The organism is Variovorax gossypii (assembly GCF_003965815.1).
Lineage (GTDB): Bacteria > Pseudomonadota > Gammaproteobacteria > Burkholderiales > Burkholderiaceae_C > Variovorax > Variovorax gossypii.
In genome coordinates this window covers 969326-987434 of sequence record NZ_RXOE01000001.1, presented here as the reverse complement: position 1 = coordinate 987434, position 18109 = coordinate 969326, and the positions used below count along the sequence as shown (strand labels likewise).

Genomic DNA, 18109 nt, shown 5'->3' with positions numbered 1-18109 from the left:
CTAGCGGTCAGGGGGAGGAAGAGGACGATTCGGCTGCCGACGACGGGGCAGGCACCTGGGCTTCGGCGGGAACCGGCGGAGCCGCGATGCCGGACGGGGCGGGCGCTGCCGGAACCACGGAAACAGCCGGTGTAGCAGTGGCGGCGGCAGGAGCGCGTTCAGGTGGCGATGCCACCATGATCGTCGTGGCCGGCGTGACCGTCGGAGCGGGGGGCGGAGCCAGCAGGATCCTGGGAGTGTGCTGTCCGCCGGGGGTGACGGCAGGCACCGGCACCAGCTTCTGCGACGAAACAGGTCGGACGGGAATGGCGGCGCCGCGCGGCTTGGGAGGAGCGCGCTCGGCAAGCTTGCGCTTTTCTTCCTCGCTCAGGGCTTGATACTGCTCCCACTTGACCTTGCGCTCGTCGGGCGGAATGCGCTTGACCTCGGCGAAGTTCAAGCGGGCCTGCGCGCGCTGCTGGTTGCTCAGGGCCGCCCACTCGATCATGCGGCTGTGCAGGGTGGACTGCTCTTCCGCCGACATGCTCCCGAAATTGCGGGACAGCGCCAGCCACTTCCTCTTTTGCCCGACGTTCAGGGTGTTCCAGTGAGCGCTCAGCGGCTTCAGGGCCTGCTCCTGCTCGGCTGTGAGTTCGCTCCAGAGCGGCTTGGTCGTCGATACCGCCTTGGGGCTCGTGGCCGGCGCGGAGCTCGCCGCAGCCTTGGAGGCGGCCTCGCCATGAGGCTGGGCGCAGGCGAGCGTCAGGCTGAAGGCCGCGACAGCAAACGCGCCTGCCCAAACGACTGCGCCCGCCGGAAGCGGGCGCAACGGGCGGGGGCTGTTCGCGCTGGAAGTGGAACGGCGTCGCATTCGATCGGGGAAGGTTCAGTCGGAGGCGTTGTCGGCCTTGAGGAATTGGGCAAAACCAGGGTCGGTATAGGCGGCAGGCGGCAGATCGCCCGTCAGCAACGCGGAATCCACTTCGGCCAGTTCGCTGGCACGGTCGTCATCCTGCATCACGCTGATGGTGATCAGGCCGGCGACGAGCGCGATAAGCGGCACCACGGAGCCGATGCGAGTCCACCAGCTCCAACTCCCGCCCATCGTGAGCGTATGACCCGACTGCACCACCACCGGCGCAGTCCGCAACTGCGGTGGCTGCTTGCGTGCTGCCACGGCCTGCGCGCGTGCCACGCGCAGCCGCTCGCTGATGTCGTGCGGCAACTCCCGGTTGCCGGCCGAAAGGCGGGCGACCAGACGCTGGCCGAACTGGTCTTCGGCGATGGTGTTGATTGAGGTTGGAACCTTAGTGTTCATAGCGATATTCCCTTGGCCTTGAGCGCCTTGCTCAGAGCGTGGACGGCTCGCGAGCAATGGGTTTTGACGCTGCCCTCGGAGCAGCCCATCGCGGCGGCCGTCTCTGCGACGTCCATTTCCTCCCAGTAACGCATAAGGAAAGCCTCGCGTTGACGGCCCGGCAATGCTGCGATCTGCTCTTCGATTTCCTGGAAGATCTGGGTGCGGCGGGTCGTGTCTTCGGCGCTCTCCGCCTCTCTGGAGTCGGTCGGCGAGACGAAGTTCTCCAGAAGATCGAAATCTCCGTCCTCGTCGACCGAGTCGAAATCGCTGAGGTTGGAGAACAGCGCGCGCCGGGTCTTCTGGCGGCGGAACCAGTCGAGCGTGCAGTTCGACAGGATGCGCTGGAACAGCATCGGCAGCTCGGCCGCGGGCTTGTCGCCGTAGTGCTGGGCCAGCTTCATCATGCTGTCCTGCACGATATCGAGGGCCGCTTCTTCATCCCGCACGTGGTAGACCGAGCGCTTGAAAGCGCGTCGTTCGACGCTTTTCAGGAAGTCGGAGAGTTCTTGTTCAGTAGCCAAGCGAGAGGGGGCGCGCAGGGCGCGCCGCGTGGGGAATGGGTCTGGCGATCGCGTATGTTCAACGCCGCGGATTATGCCTTTGTAGCTTTACAAGGCAGCTGAAGCGAATCTGAACGCCCGGAAATGTCATAATCCGGCCTGCAAGTCAAAAGGCAAACGGGTCACGGTCCGGCGGAACATCAGTCCGTCCATGGCTTTGGCCTCAAGTCCTGGCGCGACCTCACAAGGGTTGGCAAGGGGCACCCAAGGTATTTCGTTCCCGAAATAAACAAAGGTTGATCATGGAAATCTCCAAGGCGGAAATCGTCTCCGCAGCCGCTGCGTCCGCTGGCGCAGGCAATTCGACTCAAGAACTCATGGGCGCCGAAGTGCTGGTCAAGGCACTGCAGGCCGAAGGCGTCCAATACGTCTGGGGCTACCCGGGCGGCGCGGTTCTCTACATCTACGACGCGTTCTACAAGCAGGACACCATCCAGCACGTGCTGGTGCGCCACGAGCAGGCCGCCGTCCACGCAGCCGACGGCTATGCGCGCGCAACCGGCGAAGTCGGCGTGGCGCTGGTCACTTCCGGTCCCGGCCTGACCAATGCGGTCACCGGCATCGCGACGGCGTACATGGACTCGATCCCGATGGTGATCATCTCGGGCCAGGTCCCGACGGCAGCCATCGGCCTCGATGCCTTCCAGGAATGCGACACGGTCGGCATCACCCGTCCCATCGTCAAGCACAACTTCCTCGTCAAGGATCCGAAGGATCTGGCCATGACGATGAAGAAGGCCTTCCACATCGCACGCAGCGGCCGTCCCGGCCCCGTGGTGGTGGACGTGCCCAAGGACGTCTCGTTCAAGAAGATCCCGTACGCGGGCTATCCCGACAAGGTCGAGATGCGCTCGTACAACCCGGTGCGCAAGGGCCACGGCGGCCAGATCCGCAAGGCGCTGCAGCTGCTGCTGGCTGCGAAGCGCCCCTACATCTACACCGGCGGCGGCGTGCTGCTGGGCAACGCCTGCAATGAACTGCGCACGCTGGTCGACATGCTCGGCTACCCGGTCACCAACACACTGATGGGCCTGGGCGCCTATCCGGCGAGCGACCGCAAGTTCCTGGGCATGCTGGGCATGCACGGCACCATCGAGGCCAACAACGCGATGCAGAACTGCGACGTGCTGCTGGCCGTGGGCGCGCGCTTCGACGACCGCGTGATCGGCAATCCCAAGCACTTCGCGCAGAACGAACGCAAGATCATCCACGTCGACATTGACCCGTCGAGCATCTCCAAGCGCGTGAAGGTCGACATCCCGATCGTCGGCGACGTGAAGGACGTGCTCACCGAGCTGATCTCGATGATCCGCGAGAGCACCGCCAAGCCCGACGCCGGCGCGCTGGCCGACTGGTGGAAGACGATTGAATCCTGGCGTTCGCGCGACTGCCTGAAGTACGACCGCGGCAACAAGGACGTGATCAAGCCGCAGTACGTGGTCGAGACCCTCTGGAACATGACCAAGGATGCCGACACGTACATCACGTCGGACGTCGGCCAGCACCAGATGTGGGCCGCCCAGTACTACCGCTTCGACGAGCCGCGTCGCTGGATCAACTCCGGCGGCCTGGGCACCATGGGCGTGGGCATTCCCTACGCCATGGGCATCAAGCTCGCGAAGCCCGATTCGGAAGTGTTCACCATCACCGGCGAAGGCTCGGTGCAGATGTGCATCCAGGAACTCTCCACCTGCCTGCAGTACAACACGCCGATCAAGATCTGCTCGCTCAACAACCGCTACCTGGGCATGGTGCGCCAGTGGCAGGAGATCGAATACTCCGGCCGCTACAGCCATAGCTACATGGATGCGCTGCCCAACTTCGTGAAGCTCGCCGAGGCCTACGGGCACGTCGGCATGCTGATCGAGCGTCCACAAGACGTGGAGCCGGCGCTGCGCGAGGCGCGCAAGCTCAAGGACCGCACGGTGTTCATGGACTTCCGTACCGATCCGACCGAAAACGTGTTCCCGATGGTGAAGGCCGGCATGGGCATCACCGAAATGCTGCTGGGTTCCGAAGATCTCTGATCCGCGGAACGACATTCGCTCAACTCTTTACTGACGAATCTATTGCCCGCCGAGCCCGCGCATTACCGTGCGCGGGGGGGGGCGGCGAAAAGAGGAGTCACGCAAACATGAAACACATCATCGCAGTGCTGCTGGAAAACGAGCCGGGTGCTCTTTCCCGCGTGGTGGGCCTGTTCTCGGCCCGCGGCTACAACATCGAATCGCTTACGGTGGCGCCCACGGAGGACGCGAGCCTCTCGCGCATGACCATCGTCACCACCGGTTCGGACGACGTGATCGAGCAGATCACCAAGCACCTGAACCGGCTGATCGAGGTGGTGAAGGTCGTCGACCTGACCGAAGGCGCTTACACCGAGCGCGAGCTCATGATGGTGAAGGTGCGCGCGGTCGGCAAGGAGCGCGAGGAGATGATGCGCATGGCGGAAATCTTCCGCGGTCGCATCATCGACGTGACCGACAAGAGCTACACCATCGAACTGACCGGCGACCACGGCAAGAACGACGCTTTCCTGGAAGCGATCGAGCGTAGCGCTATCCTCGAGACTGTCCGTACCGGTGCCAGCGGCATCGGGCGCGGCGAGCGCATCTTGCGCGTTTAGGAGGGTGACGGCGCCCTCAGTTCATACATTCGTCCACACATGAGGCAAAAGTGATGCGAGGTCTGCTCGGTTTCGACAGGATGGTGACTCCGGCGATCGTCCGGGTGCTCTACCTCCTGGGCCTGCTGGGCGTGATCGCCCTGGCGGGGGCGGCCCTCTACCAGGGGCAGTACCTGCCGGCGTTCGTGGCCCTGATCTTCGGCACTGTCGCCGTTCGCATCTTCAGCGAACTGTTCATCGTGCTGTTCCGCATCTACGACAGCCTCGTGTCCATCAACCAGCAGATGAAGGACCGGAATTCCTCCGGCCTTTGAGTGAAATGCATCCGGTACGGATGCTCGAGATTTTTTAGGAGAGATTCAAATGAAGGTTTACTACGACAAGGACGCTGACCTGAGCCTCATCAAGGGCAAGACGGTTGCAATCATCGGCTACGGCTCGCAGGGCCATGCGCACGCGCAGAACCTGAACGACAGCGGTGTCAAGGTCGTGGTCGGCCTGCGCAAGGGCGGCGCTTCGTGGCCCAAGGTCGAGAAGGCCGGCCTGAAGGTCGCCGAAGTCGCCGACGCCGTGAAGGCCGCCGATGTCGTGATGATCCTGCTGCCCGACGAGCAGATCGCCAACGTCTACAAGAACGACGTCGCCCCGAACATCAAGGAAGGTGCTTCGCTGGTCTTCGCGCACGGCTTCAACGTGCACTACGGTTTCGTGCAGCCGCGCGCCGACCTCGACGTGTGGATGGTCGCTCCCAAGGCCCCGGGCCACACCGTGCGCAGCACGTACACCCAGGGTGGCGGCGTGCCCCACCTCGTGGCCGTGCACCAGGACAAGACCGGCAAGGCGCGTGACCTCGCGCTGAGCTACGCCACCGCCAACGGCGGCGGCAAGGCCGGCATCATCGAAACCAACTTCCGCGAAGAAACCGAGACCGACCTGTTCGGCGAACAAGCGGTTCTGTGCGGCGGCACGGTCGAGCTGATCAAGGCAGGCTTCGAAACGCTGGTGGAAGCCGGCTACGCCCCCGAAATGGCGTACTTCGAGTGCCTGCACGAGCTGAAGCTGATCGTCGACCTGATCTACGAAGGCGGCATCGCCAACATGAACTACTCGATCTCGAACAACGCCGAGTACGGCGAGTACGTCACCGGCCCGCGTGTCGTGACGGAAGAGACCAAGAAGGTCATGAAGCAAGTGCTGAAGGACATCCAGACCGGCGAGTACGCCAAGAGCTTCGTGCTGGAAAACGCAGCCGGCGCTCCCACGCTGATCAGCCGTCGTCGCCTGAATGCCGAGCATCAGATCGAAGTCGTCGGCGAGAAGCTGCGCGCGATGATGCCCTGGATCAAGAAGAACAAGCTGGTCGACCAGACCCGTAACTGATCTGCGAGCCAGGAGGGCGCTTCGGCGCCCGTTTCCCGAGGGCCACCCGTTGCGGTGGCCCTTTTGTTTGAAAGGGGACGACGCGGCCCCCTGAACTACACTGCGAACCATGCGATTCACAGATCAAGATGCTATCGAATGGATAGCTACCCACGCAGCACGCACGAGGGATGGAGGCAAATTCGATGCATGACGACACGCTTCCCGACGATGTGCCGCCGCGCAAGCGCCGCAAGGGCATCTACATCCTGCCGAACCTGTTCACGCTGGCGGCGCTGTTCGGCGGCTTCTATTCGGTCGTGATGGCCATGAACGCGCGCTTCGACCTCGCGGCGCTCGGCGTGTTCGCCGCGATGATCCTCGACAGCCTCGACGGCCGCGTCGCTCGCATGACCAATACGCAGAGCGCGTTCGGCGAGCAGATGGATTCGCTGTCCGACATGGTGTCGTTCGGCGCGGCGCCGGCGCTCATCGCCTACGAATGGTCGCTCAAGGGGCTGGGCCGCTGGGGCTGGATCGCGGCCTTCGTGTATTGCGCCTGCGCGGCGCTGCGGCTCGCGCGCTTCAACGTCAACACTGGCGTGGTCGACAAGCGCTGGTTCCAGGGGCTGCCGTCGCCGGCAGCGGCAGCGCTCGTGGCTGGCTTCATCTGGCTGGTGAACGAGTGGGGCAAGCGCGGCGGCGAGGTGCTGTACCTCTCCTGGACGCAGATCACCTGGGTGACTTTCGCCTTCACGCTGTACGCGGGCCTCACGATGGTCACCAACGCGCCGTTCTACAGCTTCAAGGACATCCAGATGAAGAAGAGCGTGCCTTTCGCGGTGATCGTGCTGATCGCGCTGGGCATCGCCGTCATCAACATCCATCCGCCGACAGTGCTGTTCGGCCTGTTCGTCGTCTATGGCCTGAGCGGCTACGTGGTCTACGCTTGGCGCAAGGCCAAGGGCCAGCAGGCGAGCGTGATCAGCACCTCGACCGAAGAGCCCGACGAGCGCGGCTTGCATAACTGATCCCGGCTTGTGCTACATTCGTCAGCCTCATGACCAAGATTTCGCTGCTGGCCCTACTAACCCTCCCTTACGGGCGGAGACGGTAGCGCACGCGCAAATCCCTCACTACGGCCCGTTCGCACCAGCAACGGGCCGTTTGTCTTTTGGGGTTGCTGGTCGATTACCAACCATCGAAGAGAAATCGACATGCTCAAGCAACCTCAAAGCAAATACCGCGCATTCGCCCCGATCGGCCTCAAGGACCGCACCTGGCCCGATGCCGTGCTGACCAAGGCGCCGATCTGGCTGTCGACCGACCTGCGCGATGGCAACCAGGCGCTGGTCGAGCCCATGGACATCGCGCGCAAGATGCGCATGTTCGAAACCCTCGTGGCCATCGGCTTCAAGGAAATCGAAGTCGGCTTTCCCTCGGCATCGCAGATCGAGTTCGACTTCGTGCGCAAGCTCATCGAGGAAGACCGCATTCCCGATGACGTGACGATCCAGGTGCTGACGCAGGCCCGCGACCACCTCATCGCTCGCACATTCGAATCGCTGCAGGGTGCTCCGCGCGCGATCGTGCACCTCTACAACGCGGTGGCTCCCGTCATGCGCCGCGTGGTGCTCGGCATGGACGAGGACCAGATCGTCGAACTCGCGAGCAGCCATGCCCGCATGTTCAACGAGTTCGCCGCCAAGCAGCCGAACACGCAGTGGACCTTCCAGTACTCGCCCGAAATGTTCTCGGGCACGGACGTGCACTTCTCCAAGCGCGTGGTCGATGCGGTGACCGAAGTGTGGGCACCGACGCCCCAGCGCAAGTGCATCGTCAACCTGCCCACGACGGTCGAGCATTCCACCCCGAACATCTTCGCCGACATGATCGAGTGGATGCACCGCAACCTGGCGCGCCGCGACTCCATCGTGCTTTGCGTGCACCCGCACAATGACCGCGGCACCGGCACGGCGGCAGGCGAGCTGGCCTTGATGGCCGGCGCCGAGCGCATCGAAGGCTGTCTCTTCGGCAACGGCGAGCGCACCGGCAACCTCGACCTCGTGAACGTCGCGCTCAACCTCTACACCCAGGGCGTCTCGCCGGAGCTTGACTTCTCGAACATCGACGAGATCCGCGCGACGGTCGAACATTGCAACCAGATCCCGGTGCACCCGCGCCACCCGTACGTGGGCGATCTCGTCTACACCTCGTTCTCCGGCTCGCACCAGGACGCGATCAAGAAAGCCTTTGCCGCACGCAAGGAAGGCGACATCTGGGAGATTCCGTACCTCCCCATCGATCCGAAGGACGTGGGCCGCAGCTACGAAGCCGTGATCCGCGTGAACAGCCAGTCCGGCAAGGGCGGCATGGCCTACCTGCTCGAGAGCGAGTACGGCATCGAGATGCCGCGTCGCCTGCAGATGGAATTCATGCAGTCCGTGCAGCGCGTGATGGACGTCGCCGGCAAGGAGCTCACCGCCGCCGACCTCTGGCAGCTGTTCGTTCGCGAATATGGCATCGAGACGGCGCAATCCCTGCAGAACCGCGTGATCGAGGAGGGCGGCGAAGGCGCCAACGCCTCGGTGGTGCTGCGTGGCGATCTGCCCTGGGACGGCGAGGTCCATGCCATCGAAGGCCGCGGAAACGGCCCGATCGACGCCTTCACCCAGGCGCTGAGCAAGGCCACCGGCCACACCGTGCGCGTGATGGACTACCACCAGCACGCCATCGGCGCCGGCGCCGACGCGAAGGCGGTCGCCTACCTGGAACTGCGCGTGGACGACAGCCAGACGCTGTTCGGCGTGGGCATCGATGCCAATGTGATCACGGCGTCGCTGAAAGCGATTGTTTCTGGCGTGCAGCGTGCGCGGACCCGGGGCGCACACGGGGCACAATCGGCGGTTGCAGTCGCCTGACTCTGCTGCGCCGACCCTTGGTCGGGTGCGCGTGGGTGACGCACAACGGAGACCCACGATGACCGACCAACTCATTATTTTCGACACCACCTTGCGCGACGGCGAGCAATCGCCGGGCGCCTCGATGACGCGCGACGAGAAGCTGCGCATTGCCAAGCTGCTGGAGCGGCTGAAGGTCGATGTCATCGAGGCCGGTTTTCCCGCCAGCTCGAACGGCGACTTCGAGGCGGTGAAGGCAATCGCGAACGCGATCAAGGACTCGACGGTGTGCGGCCTCTCGCGCGCCAACGACCGCGACATCGGACGCGCGGCCGAAGCCCTCAAGGGCGCGGCCCGCGGACGGATCCACACCTTCATCGCCACCTCGCCGCTTCACATGGAAAAGAAGCTGCGCATGTCGCCCGACGAGGTTCATGAGCAAGCCAGGCTGGCCGTGCGCTTCGCGCGCAACCAGATCGGCGACGTGGAGTTCAGCCCCGAAGACGGCTACCGCAGCGACCCGGATTTCCTGTGCCGGGTGCTCGAGACCGTCATCAACGAGGGTGCCACCACCATCAACGTGCCCGACACCGTCGGCTACGCCATTCCCGAGCTCTACGGCAACTTCATCAAGATGCTGCGCGAGCGCATTCCCAACAGCGACAAGGCGATCTGGTCGGTGCATTGCCACAACGACCTCGGCATGGCCGTGGCCAACTCGCTGGCCGGCGTGAAGATCGGCGGCGCGCGCCAGGTGGAGTGCACCATCAACGGCCTGGGCGAGCGCGCGGGCAACTGCTCGCTGGAAGAGGTCGTCATGGCGGTGAAGACCCGCAAGGACTACTTCGGGCTCGACCTGCGCATCGACACCCAGCACATCGTGGCCGCGAGCCGCATGGTCAGCCAGACCACCGGCTTCGTGGTGCAGCCCAACAAGGCGGTGGTGGGGGCCAACGCATTCGCGCACGCCTCCGGCATCCACCAGGACGGCGTGCTCAAGGCGCGCGACACCTACGAGATCATGCGGGCGGAAGACGTGGGCTGGACGGCCAACAAGATCGTGCTGGGCAAGCTCAGCGGCCGAAACGCCTTCAAGCAGCGCCTGCAGGAGCTGGGCGTGGCCATGGACAGCGAGGGCGAAATCAACGCAGCCTTCCTGCGCTTCAAGGAGCTGGCCGACCGCAAGTCCGAGATTTTCGACGAGGACATCCTCGCGCTCGTCAGCGCGGAGGAGGTGTCGCACGTTGGTGAGCAGTTTGCTTTCGTCTCTCTCTCCCAGCACAGCGAAACCGGCGAGCGCCCCCAGGCGAAGGTCGTTTTCACCGTCCAGGGCAAGGAAGTCACCGGCGAATCCGATGGGAATGGCCCGGTTGATGCATCCCTGAAGGCGATCGAGTCGCACGTCAAGAGCGGCGCCGAGATGGTTCTTTACTCTGTAAACGCCATCAGCGGCTCGACGGAAAGCCAGGGAGAAGTTACAGTCCGGTTACAAAACGCAGGGCGGGTGGTCAACGGTGTCGGGGCGGATCCGGACATCGTTGTCGCTTCGGCTAAGGCTTATTTGAGTGCGCTCAACAAGTTACAGAGCCAAGCTGAGAGAGTGGCGGCACAAGGTTAGGTTTTCGGGCGATCCTTGATATTCGAATGAAGAAGAGGATGCAAGTAACTGATATTGCGTGTCTTTTTTGATTTCGATACACTGCGGTCCTCGTTTCTGCCGCTGGAGATTTATTAATGCCTGAAGCCCGCCTACGCCGAGTTTCCAGCCAGCGGTTCCTGCCCGCTTTCAAAGCCCTCGCCGTCGCGCTCTGCGCCACGGCGTTTTTGCTGCCTGGCGCCCAGGCCGCCAAGAAGGAAAAGCCCGCCGCTGCCAAGACCGCCGTCGCCGCCAAGAAAGCGAAGGGGCCCGTGCCGGTGGAAGTCAAGCGCAACGCCGCGTCGTCCAAGACGGCTCGCGGCGCTGTTCCGGTCGTCGTCGCCAAGCGCGGCGAACGCGCCGAGAAGGTGGTTCGCGGCGGCCGCAACGTCGTTGCCACCATCCACAAGAAGAACGGCAAGACCGTGGTGGCCGTGCAGCGCCGCTCGGTGGTTCGCGTCGCCGAAGTGCCCCCGCGCCAATCTTTCGGCCAGATGGCCGGCCTGCATGGAACCGAAGACGCGCTCGACCTGAAGTCGAGCGTCGCGCTGGTCATCGACCAGGATACCCACGAAGTCCTGTTCAGCAAGAACGACCACGCCGTGCTGCCGATCGCATCGCTCACCAAGCTGATGACCGGCCTGCTCATCAGCGAGGCCCATCTGCCGAACGACGAACTCATCACCATCACCCAGGACGACGTCGATACCGAAAAGCGCAGCAGTTCGCGCCTGACCGTCGGCACCACGCTCTCGCGCGGCGAACTGCTGCACCTGGCTCTGATGTCTAGCGAAAACCGCGCCGCGCACGCGCTGGGTCGCACCTACCCGGGCGGCCTTACGACCTTCGTGAGCATCATGAACGCCAAGGCCAAGATGCTTGGCATGAAGGACACGCGCTACGTGGAGCCCACCGGCCTGTCGAGCCGCAACCAGTCGAGCGCGCAAGACCTGGCGCTGCTGGTCAATGCCGCCTACGCCGATGCCACCGTGCGTTCGCTGTCCACCTCGCCTGAATACCAGGTCGAAGTCGGCAACCGCGTGCTGCAGTTCAACACCACCAACCGCCTCGTGAAGAGCCCCGATTGGGAAATCGGCGTGCAGAAGACCGGCTACATCTCCGAAGCCGGCCAGTGCCTCGTGATGCAGGCGCGCGTGGCCGGCCGCAAGCTGATCATGGTGTTCCTGGATTCGGCCGGCAAGTTCAGCCGTATCGCGGATGCCGAGCGCGTCCGCCGCTGGGTGGAGGCCACTCACGCAGCCGGCTCTCCGGCTGCCTCGTCGCGCAATACCGCATATCAGATCGCTGGCTGATCGACAGTCACTAGCCCCAGCAGCCCCAGCAGCCCCAACGAAAACAGGCCCTCCAGAGGGCCTGTTTGTTTTTGTGGGGGTGCTTCCTTCCGGTGTCAAGCGCCGGTCGACGGGAGGCTGCTGCCTGCGGAGGGAGACGGTGCAGCGGCCATGCCTTCCTTGAACCCCAGTGCGCCCGAAATCTCGTTGGCGGTGGCCTGCAGCTTGGGCAGCCAGCCTTCGTCCAGCCGATCGGCCGGGGCGGAGATCGACAAGCCCGCCACCAGCTTGCCCTGGTCGTCGTAGATGCCGGCGGCCATGCAGCGCACGCCAAGCTCCAGTTCTTCGTTGTCGCGGGCAATGCCGTACTGGCGCGCCTTCGACAGTTCCCGCTCCAGTGCGGGCAGCTGCGTGATGCTGTTGCGCGTGTGGCCGGCAAGGCCGGTGCGAGTGGCGTAGCTGCGCACCCGTTGCGGGTCATCCGCCGCCAGGAACAGCTTGCCGGTCGATGTGAGGTGCAGGGCGGCGCGGCCACCGATGGCGCGCACCACCTGCATGCCCGAGCGTTCGCTGTAGGAGCGCTCGATGTACACGATCTCGTCGCCCTGGCGCATGCTGAGGTTGACGGGCTGCTGCGTCAGCTTGTGCAGCTCGCGCATAGGGCCAAGTGCTGCGTCGCGCACGTTGAGCCGGCCCTTGACCAGGTTGCCCAGCTCCAGCAGGCGCATGCCGAGGCGGTAGCTGCCGGCCTCGGGGCGGTCGACGAAGCGGCCGACGGCCAGGTCGTTGAGGATGCGGTGCGTGGTCGACGGGTGGAGCCCCGTCTTTTCGCTGATCTCCTTCAGCGAAATGGCGTCCTCGCGCGATGCCAGGACGTCGATCAGCGCGAACATGCGCTCGATCACCTGGATCACGGGAACGGCGGGAATGTCGGATTGGTTTTTTCTCATGGCGCTTGGCGGTGATGACCGAGCGCCATTTTACCTTGTGAAATCGCCTGGCGCCTGCCAGCGGCCATCCAACAACACTTCGTGAGGGGAAAAACGAGCCTTGTAGTTCATCTTCGGGCTGTGCTCGATCCAGTACCCGAGGTAGACATGCGGCAGCCCCAGCTTGCGGGCCTGCTCGATCTGCCAGAGCACGCTGTAGGTGCCGTAGCCGGTGGATGAGGCCCCCACGCTCGGCACTGCGTGCTCTCGCTGCCCCTCCAGGGGGGCGTCCGCTTGCTTGGGGCGGCCCGGCGCTACGCGGGTGTCGGGCTCGTAGAAGGTGTAGACGGCCGAGATGCCGTCGTTGAGCACGTCGAGGATCGACACCATCCGCAGCGCGCCCGCGCTGCCGTCGGGCAGCGTTTCGCGAAACTCCACCAGCCGAGAGTTGACGCGGCTCTGCAGCAGGAACTGGGTGTACTGGTCGATGCTGTCGTGATCCATGCCGCCGCCGGCATGGCGGCCGTTCTGGTAGCGCAGGTAGAGCTGATAGTGCTCCGGCATGAAGCACAGCTTGAGCACGCGCGCCTGCAGGTCGGCATGCTGCTTCAGCGCGCGGCGCTGGCTGCGGTTGGGCCGGAAGTCGTTGGCCAGCACGCGCAGCGGAATGCAGGCACGGCAACCGTCGCAATAGGGCCGGTAGGTGAACATCCCGCTGCGCCGGAAGCCGCTGAGCACCAGGTCGGAGTAGGCGTCGTTGTGGATCAGGTGGCTGGGCGTGGCCACTTGCGAGCGGGCCTGCCGGTCCGGCAGGTAGCTGCAGGGGTAGGGCGCAGTTGCGTAGAACTGCAGCGTGTGAAGCGGAAGATCCTTGAGGTGCGTCACGTCGGGAAAGGAGATCGCGCGGAAAGGAGTTCAGACCAGTATACGGGGTCGAAACGCCACCGTGGGCCCTCTTGCCGGCGTGCCCCGGCGACGTGGGAGACGAAGCGCTTGCGGGCCATTTCGCGAGCGCCGAGGCTGGCGAGGTGGGCCGTGTTCTGCTGGCAGTCGATCATCTGCACCCCGTAGTGGCGGCAGAGCGACACCAGCGCGGCCAAGGCAATCTTCGACGCGTCCGGCCGGCGGGTGAACATCGACTCGCCGAACACCGCGCGGCCCAGCCCGACGCAGTAGAGGCCGCCCGCCAGTTCGCCGTCGATCCACGTCTCCACGCTGTGGGCGTGGCCGGCGCGGTGCAAATCCGTATAGGCCTTCACCATGTCCGGCACGATCCAGGTGCCCGACTGGCCCACCCGCGGCGAGCTCGAGCAGGCCTTGATGACCGCCGCGAAGTCATGGTCGATGCGCACCTCGCATCCAGGCGTCTCGATGAAGCGCAGGAGGGTCTTGCGAAGCGAGCGATGCAGCTTGAAGTCGGCCGTCCGCAGCACCATGCGCGGGTCCGGGCTCCACCAGAGGATGGGCTGGTCTTCGCTGAACCAGGGGAAGACGCAGTTGCCATAGGCCTGCATCAAAGTATCGACGTCGAGCGCGCCACCCGCGGCCAGCAGGCCGGGCACCGGGTCGGCCACGCCCCAGGCCGAGGCGGGGTCGGGCAGGGCATCTCCGGGTTCGAGCCAAGGCAGTTGTCGCATGGGCATAGGTATACACGGCTTCGCAAATTCCGATCCAGTGGGCGAAAATCGCGTGCCGCCGACACCGCCAAAAGGGTTCGGCCGACATTCCACGGCGCCACAAAACCAGCCGGAAACCCTATAGTGCACAGCTTGTTTTCGCGCACCCACGACAGATCAGGCAGGCCCGAGCACACGCCGGGGATCAGCATAAGAGGACCACGTTGACCACTGAACCCAATCCCACTCGCTTCGGCAGCGGCCAGGCGGTGCGCCGTCTGGAAGACGAAAGCCTCCTGTCCGGCGCCGGACGCTACACCGACGACGTCACGCTCCCCGAACAGGCTCATCTCGTTTTCCTCCGATCCTCGTACCCGCACGCGCGAATCCTCTCCATCGACACCAGCGCCGCCGCCGCCATGCCCGGCGTGCTGCGCGTGATCACCGGCGCCGAAATGGCCGAAGCCGGCGTCAAGCCCCTGCCGGGCGCGGCCGGCTTCAAGCGCGCGGACGGCAGCGACAGCGCCAGCCCTCCGCGCCATGCCATCGCCCACGAGCGCACGCGCTTCGTCGGCGAAGTGGTGGCCGCGGTCGTGGCCGACACGGTGCAGCAGGCGCGCGATGCCGCCGAAGCCATCATGGTCGACTACGAAGACCTGCCCATGGTGGTCGACCTCGCGAGCGCCACCGCCGACGGGGCGCCGCTGCTGTGCGATGAAGCCACCGGCAACATCGCCGCCGAGATGCGCCACGGCAGCAGCGAGGCCGCCACGGCCGCCTTCGCCAAGGCCAGCCACGTGGTCGCGCTCGACGTGAACAACCAGCGCGTGGTGGCGCTGACGATCGAGCCGCGCTCGGTGCTCGCCGCGCGCGACGCCGAAACCGGACGCCTCACGATCCGCATGAGCACGCAGATGCCCTCCGGCGTGCGCGATTCCATCTGCGCCGCCATCGGCCTGCCCAAGGAAAAGGTGCGCGTGGTGGTGGGCGACGTCGGCGGCGGCTTCGGCATGAAGACCGGCGCCTATCCCGAGGACATCGCCGTCGCCTTCGCGGCGCTGCAGGTGAACCGCCCTGTAAAGTGGGTGGCCGACCGCAGCGAGGAGTTTCTCTCCAGCGCGCACGGCCGAGACATCGAGGCGCGCGCCGAGATGGCGCTCGATGCCGACGGCAGGATCCTGGCCCTGCGCATCAAGACCCTGGCCAACGTCGGCGCCTACGCCACCGGCACCGGCGTCGCGATCCAGCTGCTGATCGGCCCCTGGGTGCAGACCAGCGTCTACGACATCCAGACCATCGACTTCCACTTCAAGGCGGTGCTCACCAATACCGCTCCCACCGGCGCCTACCGGGGCGCGGGGCGGCCGGAAGCCATCTTCACCATCGAGCGGCTCATGGACGAGGCTGCGCGCCAGACCGGCATCGACCGCATCGTGCTGCGCCGCCGCAACTTCATCCGCCCCGAGCAGATGCCGTACAAGAACCCGATGGCGCAGACCTACGACACCGGTAACTTCGAGTCGGTGATGGACCAGGCGCTCACGCTCGCCGACTGGCAGGGCTTCGAGACCCGCGCGGCCGAGTCGGCAGGCAAGGGCAAGCACCGGGGCCTGGGCATCGCCACCTTCCTCGAATGGACCGGCGGCAATGTGTTCGAGGAGCGCGTCACCGTCTCGGTGCAGGCCGACGGCGTGATCGAGGTTTTCTCGGCCGTCAACGCCATGGGGCAGGGCATCGCCACCTCGCTGGCCCAGCTCGCGGTCGATGCCTTCGGCGTACCCATCGAGAAGGTGCGCGTGGTGCTCGGCGACACCGACCGCGGCGACGGCTTCGGCAGCGCCGGCTCGCGTTCGCTCTTCACCGGCGGCTCGGCCGTGCGCATCGGCGCCGAACGCACCATCGACAAGGCGCGCGAACTGGCCGCTCAGGAGTTCGAGGCTTCCATCGACGACATCGTCTACAGCCGCGGCGTCTTCAACGTGGCCGGCACCGACCTCGAGCTCGACCTCTTCACGCTCGCGGCGAAGCAGCCGGGGCGCGAGATCTTCGTCGACTCCACCAGCACCGTGGCCGGCCCGACCTGGCCCAACGGCTGCCACATCTGCGAGATCGAGATCGATCCGCCCACCGGCGAGATCAGCGTGGTGGCCTACAGCTCGGTCAACGACGTGGGTCGGGTCATCAACCCGATGATCGTGCGCGGCCAGCTCGAAGGCGGCGCGGTGCAGGGCATCGGCCAGGCGCTGTACGAGCAGGTGGTGTACGACCACGAGACCGGCCAGCCCGTCACCGGCAGCCTGATGGATTACGCCGCCCCGCGCGCCGACATCGTCGACACCATGTTCAACATGGAGATGGACGAGTCCACGCCTTGCAAGAACAACCCGCTGGGCGTGAAGGGCGTGGGCGAGCTCGGCACCATCGGCGCCACCCCGGCCATCGTGAATGCGGTGGCCGATGCCTTTGCGCGCAACGGCCTAGCCACGCGCGCGCCTCGCCTGCACATGCCGCTGAGCCCTGCGCGTGTCTGGCAGGCGATGCAAACCGTCGATTGAGCAATCGTTTTCGTGGGGCAGAAAGGCGTCGGCCATGCTTGTCACCAACGAAGTTCAGACCGACGCGATCCGCATCGCCAGCTACCGCTGCGACGCGGGGCCCGACGCGCAGCCCTTCACCGAGCTGCACGAAGGCTATTCGGTCTCGTACGTGCGCAAGGGCAGCTTCGGCTATCGCACGCGCGGCCGGGCCTACGAGCTGGTCGCCGGCTCGGTGCTGGTCGGCTGCCCGGGCGATGAATACGTCTGCACGCACGACCATCATGTCTGCGGCGACGAGTGCCTTGCCTTCCACCTGTCGCCGGGCTTCGTCGACCTGATCGGCGGCGACCGCAAGACCTGGCGCACCGGCGGCGTGCCGCCGCTGGCCGAGCTCGTGGTCATCGGCGAACTGGCGCAGGCCGCAGCCGACGGGCAGAGCGACGTCGGGCTGGACGAACTGGGCATGTGGTTCGCGGGCCGCTTCGTCGAAGTCGTCTCCGGCCGGACGAAGCCCCGGGCGCCGGTTTCGGCCGCCGCGCGCGACCGCCGCCGCGCGGTCGACGCGGCGATGTGGATCGACGCCAATTCGCAGCACGACATCGGCCTCGACGGTGCGGCAGCCGAGGCAGGCCTGAGTTCCTTCCACTTCCTGCGGCTGTTCTCGCAGGTGCTGGGCGTCACGCCGCATCAGTACCTCGTGCGTTCGCGCCTGAGGCACGCCGCGCGCCTGCTGGCCGACGACGACGGCCGGCCGGTGACCGAGGTCGCGCTCGACGTGGGCTTTGCCGATCTCAGCAACTTCGTGCGCACCTTCCATCGCGCGGCCGGCGTGTCGCCGGGCGGCTTCCGCAAGGCGGCCCAGGGCGACCGCAAGATTTTCCAAGAACGCATTGCCGCGCTCTTCGATGATGAGCTCCTGACCAATCCATCGAGCAGGAAGCCATCATGTACGACCACATCGGACTGAAAGTCAAAGATCTCGCCGCGAGCCGCCGCTTCTACGAAGCCGCGCTCGCGCCGCTCGGCCATGTGCCGGGGCCACACGACGACAGCTATGCCGGCATCGGCCCGGCCGACGAGCCTGCGCTGTGGCTCTACGCCGCCAAGGGCGCGAAAGGGCCGGGCACGCACATCGCATTCCGCGCGCCGAATCACGAGGCTGTCGCCGCCTTCCACAAGGCCGGCCTGAAGGCGGGCGGCACCGACAACGGCGGCGCGGGCCCGAGGCCGGACTACAGCCCGACCTACTACGCGGCATTCCTGATCGACCCCGACGGCAACAACGTCGAGGCGGTCTGCCCCTGAAGCGAGGCTC

General features: G+C 65.4%; 17 protein-coding genes. 11 read left to right on the top strand and 6 right to left on the bottom strand.

The genetic code is table 11. The annotated features are described in order from the left end of the window. Positions 1-7: 7 nt before the first annotated feature. Genes EJP69_RS04560 through EJP69_RS04550 form a run of 3 tightly spaced genes read right to left on the bottom strand, consistent with a single transcriptional unit; the run spans position 8 to position 1860 of the window. On the bottom strand, positions 8-808 hold the full coding sequence (locus tag EJP69_RS04560) for a DUF3106 domain-containing protein (protein ID WP_240652034.1): 801 nt from the start codon (positions 806-808) through the stop codon (positions 8-10). 57 nt (positions 809-865) lie between these two features. Next, positions 866-1297, bottom strand: coding sequence for a DUF3619 family protein (locus tag EJP69_RS04555; protein WP_093302603.1), 432 nt, complete (start codon positions 1295-1297; stop codon positions 866-868). Next, on the bottom strand, positions 1294-1860 hold the full coding sequence (locus EJP69_RS04550) for an RNA polymerase sigma factor (RefSeq protein ID WP_093195498.1): 567 nt from the start codon (positions 1858-1860) through the stop codon (positions 1294-1296). The genes EJP69_RS04555 and EJP69_RS04550 overlap by 4 nt, the downstream gene beginning before the upstream one ends. Positions 1861-2141: 281 nt before the next feature. On the opposite strand from EJP69_RS04550, the gene EJP69_RS04545 reads away from it, so the two are divergent. From EJP69_RS04545 to EJP69_RS04510, 8 genes are all read left to right on the top strand, one after another. Next, on the top strand, positions 2142-3926 hold the full coding sequence (locus EJP69_RS04545; RefSeq protein WP_093195497.1) for an acetolactate synthase 3 catalytic subunit: 1785 nt from the start codon (positions 2142-2144) through the stop codon (positions 3924-3926). Positions 3927-4033: 107 nt separating this feature from the next. Continuing rightward, positions 4034-4525 carry an acetolactate synthase small subunit gene (gene ilvN / locus EJP69_RS04540; protein WP_007834236.1) on the top strand — a complete coding sequence of 164 codons (492 nt, stop codon included), beginning with the start codon at positions 4034-4036 and terminating at the stop codon, positions 4523-4525. 53 nt (positions 4526-4578) lie between these two features. Then, positions 4579-4839: a DUF4282 domain-containing protein gene (locus tag EJP69_RS04535; protein ID WP_126468846.1), complete on the top strand. Its 261-nt coding sequence runs from the start codon at positions 4579-4581 to the stop codon at positions 4837-4839. A 49-nt stretch (positions 4840-4888) separates the two neighbouring features. After that, positions 4889-5905, top strand: a complete 1017-nt coding sequence (ilvC, locus tag EJP69_RS04530) for a ketol-acid reductoisomerase (protein WP_081266312.1) — start codon at positions 4889-4891, stop codon at positions 5903-5905. 185 nt (positions 5906-6090) lie between these two features. Then, entirely contained in the window at positions 6091-6915 is an 825-nt protein-coding gene (gene pssA, locus EJP69_RS04525) for a CDP-diacylglycerol--serine O-phosphatidyltransferase (RefSeq protein ID WP_019652981.1), read from the top strand. Between the two features lie 186 nt (positions 6916-7101). Further along, complete coding sequence (leuA, locus tag EJP69_RS04520; RefSeq protein WP_093195495.1) at positions 7102-8805, top strand: 2-isopropylmalate synthase; 1704 nt, start codon at positions 7102-7104, stop codon at positions 8803-8805. Positions 8806-8863: 58 nt separating this feature from the next. Next, the gene (locus EJP69_RS04515) at positions 8864-10402 is read left to right on the top strand and encodes a 2-isopropylmalate synthase (RefSeq protein WP_093195494.1); all 1539 of its coding nucleotides are present in this window, start codon (positions 8864-8866) and stop codon (positions 10400-10402) included. Between the two features lie 116 nt (positions 10403-10518). Continuing rightward, positions 10519-11733 carry a serine hydrolase gene (locus EJP69_RS04510; RefSeq protein WP_093302608.1) on the top strand — a complete coding sequence of 405 codons (1215 nt, stop codon included), beginning with the start codon at positions 10519-10521 and terminating at the stop codon, positions 11731-11733. A gap of 95 nt (positions 11734-11828) precedes the next feature. Here EJP69_RS04510 and EJP69_RS04505 read toward each other — a convergent pair whose 3' ends face one another. From EJP69_RS04505 to aat, 3 genes are read right to left on the bottom strand one after another with little or no spacing between them, the layout of a single operon-like run. Beyond that, positions 11829-12662, bottom strand: a complete 834-nt coding sequence (locus EJP69_RS04505) for an IclR family transcriptional regulator (protein ID WP_093302610.1) — start codon at positions 12660-12662, stop codon at positions 11829-11831. 30 nt (positions 12663-12692) lie between these two features. Next, on the bottom strand, positions 12693-13526 hold the full coding sequence (locus tag EJP69_RS04500; RefSeq protein ID WP_093195491.1) for an arginyltransferase: 834 nt from the start codon (positions 13524-13526) through the stop codon (positions 12693-12695). Next, entirely contained in the window at positions 13523-14278 is a 756-nt protein-coding gene (gene aat, locus EJP69_RS04495) for a leucyl/phenylalanyl-tRNA--protein transferase (protein WP_126468845.1), read from the bottom strand. Before aat ends, EJP69_RS04500 begins: the two co-directional genes overlap by 4 nt. Before the next feature lie 203 nt (positions 14279-14481). Between aat and EJP69_RS04490 the strand changes: the two genes are divergently transcribed. The 3 genes from EJP69_RS04490 to EJP69_RS04480 are packed head-to-tail and all read left to right on the top strand — an operon-like array spanning position 14482 to position 18099. Beyond that, the gene (locus EJP69_RS04490) at positions 14482-16812 is read left to right on the top strand and encodes a xanthine dehydrogenase family protein molybdopterin-binding subunit (protein WP_126468844.1); all 2331 of its coding nucleotides are present in this window, start codon (positions 14482-14484) and stop codon (positions 16810-16812) included. A 34-nt stretch (positions 16813-16846) separates the two neighbouring features. Beyond that, on the top strand, positions 16847-17761 hold the full coding sequence (locus tag EJP69_RS04485) for a helix-turn-helix domain-containing protein (protein WP_126468843.1): 915 nt from the start codon (positions 16847-16849) through the stop codon (positions 17759-17761). Continuing rightward, positions 17740-18099 (top strand): VOC family protein, encoded by a 360-nt coding sequence (locus EJP69_RS04480; RefSeq protein WP_093054451.1) that lies wholly within the window; start codon positions 17740-17742, stop codon positions 18097-18099. Before EJP69_RS04485 ends, EJP69_RS04480 begins: the two co-directional genes overlap by 22 nt. Positions 18100-18109 lie beyond the last annotated feature (10 nt).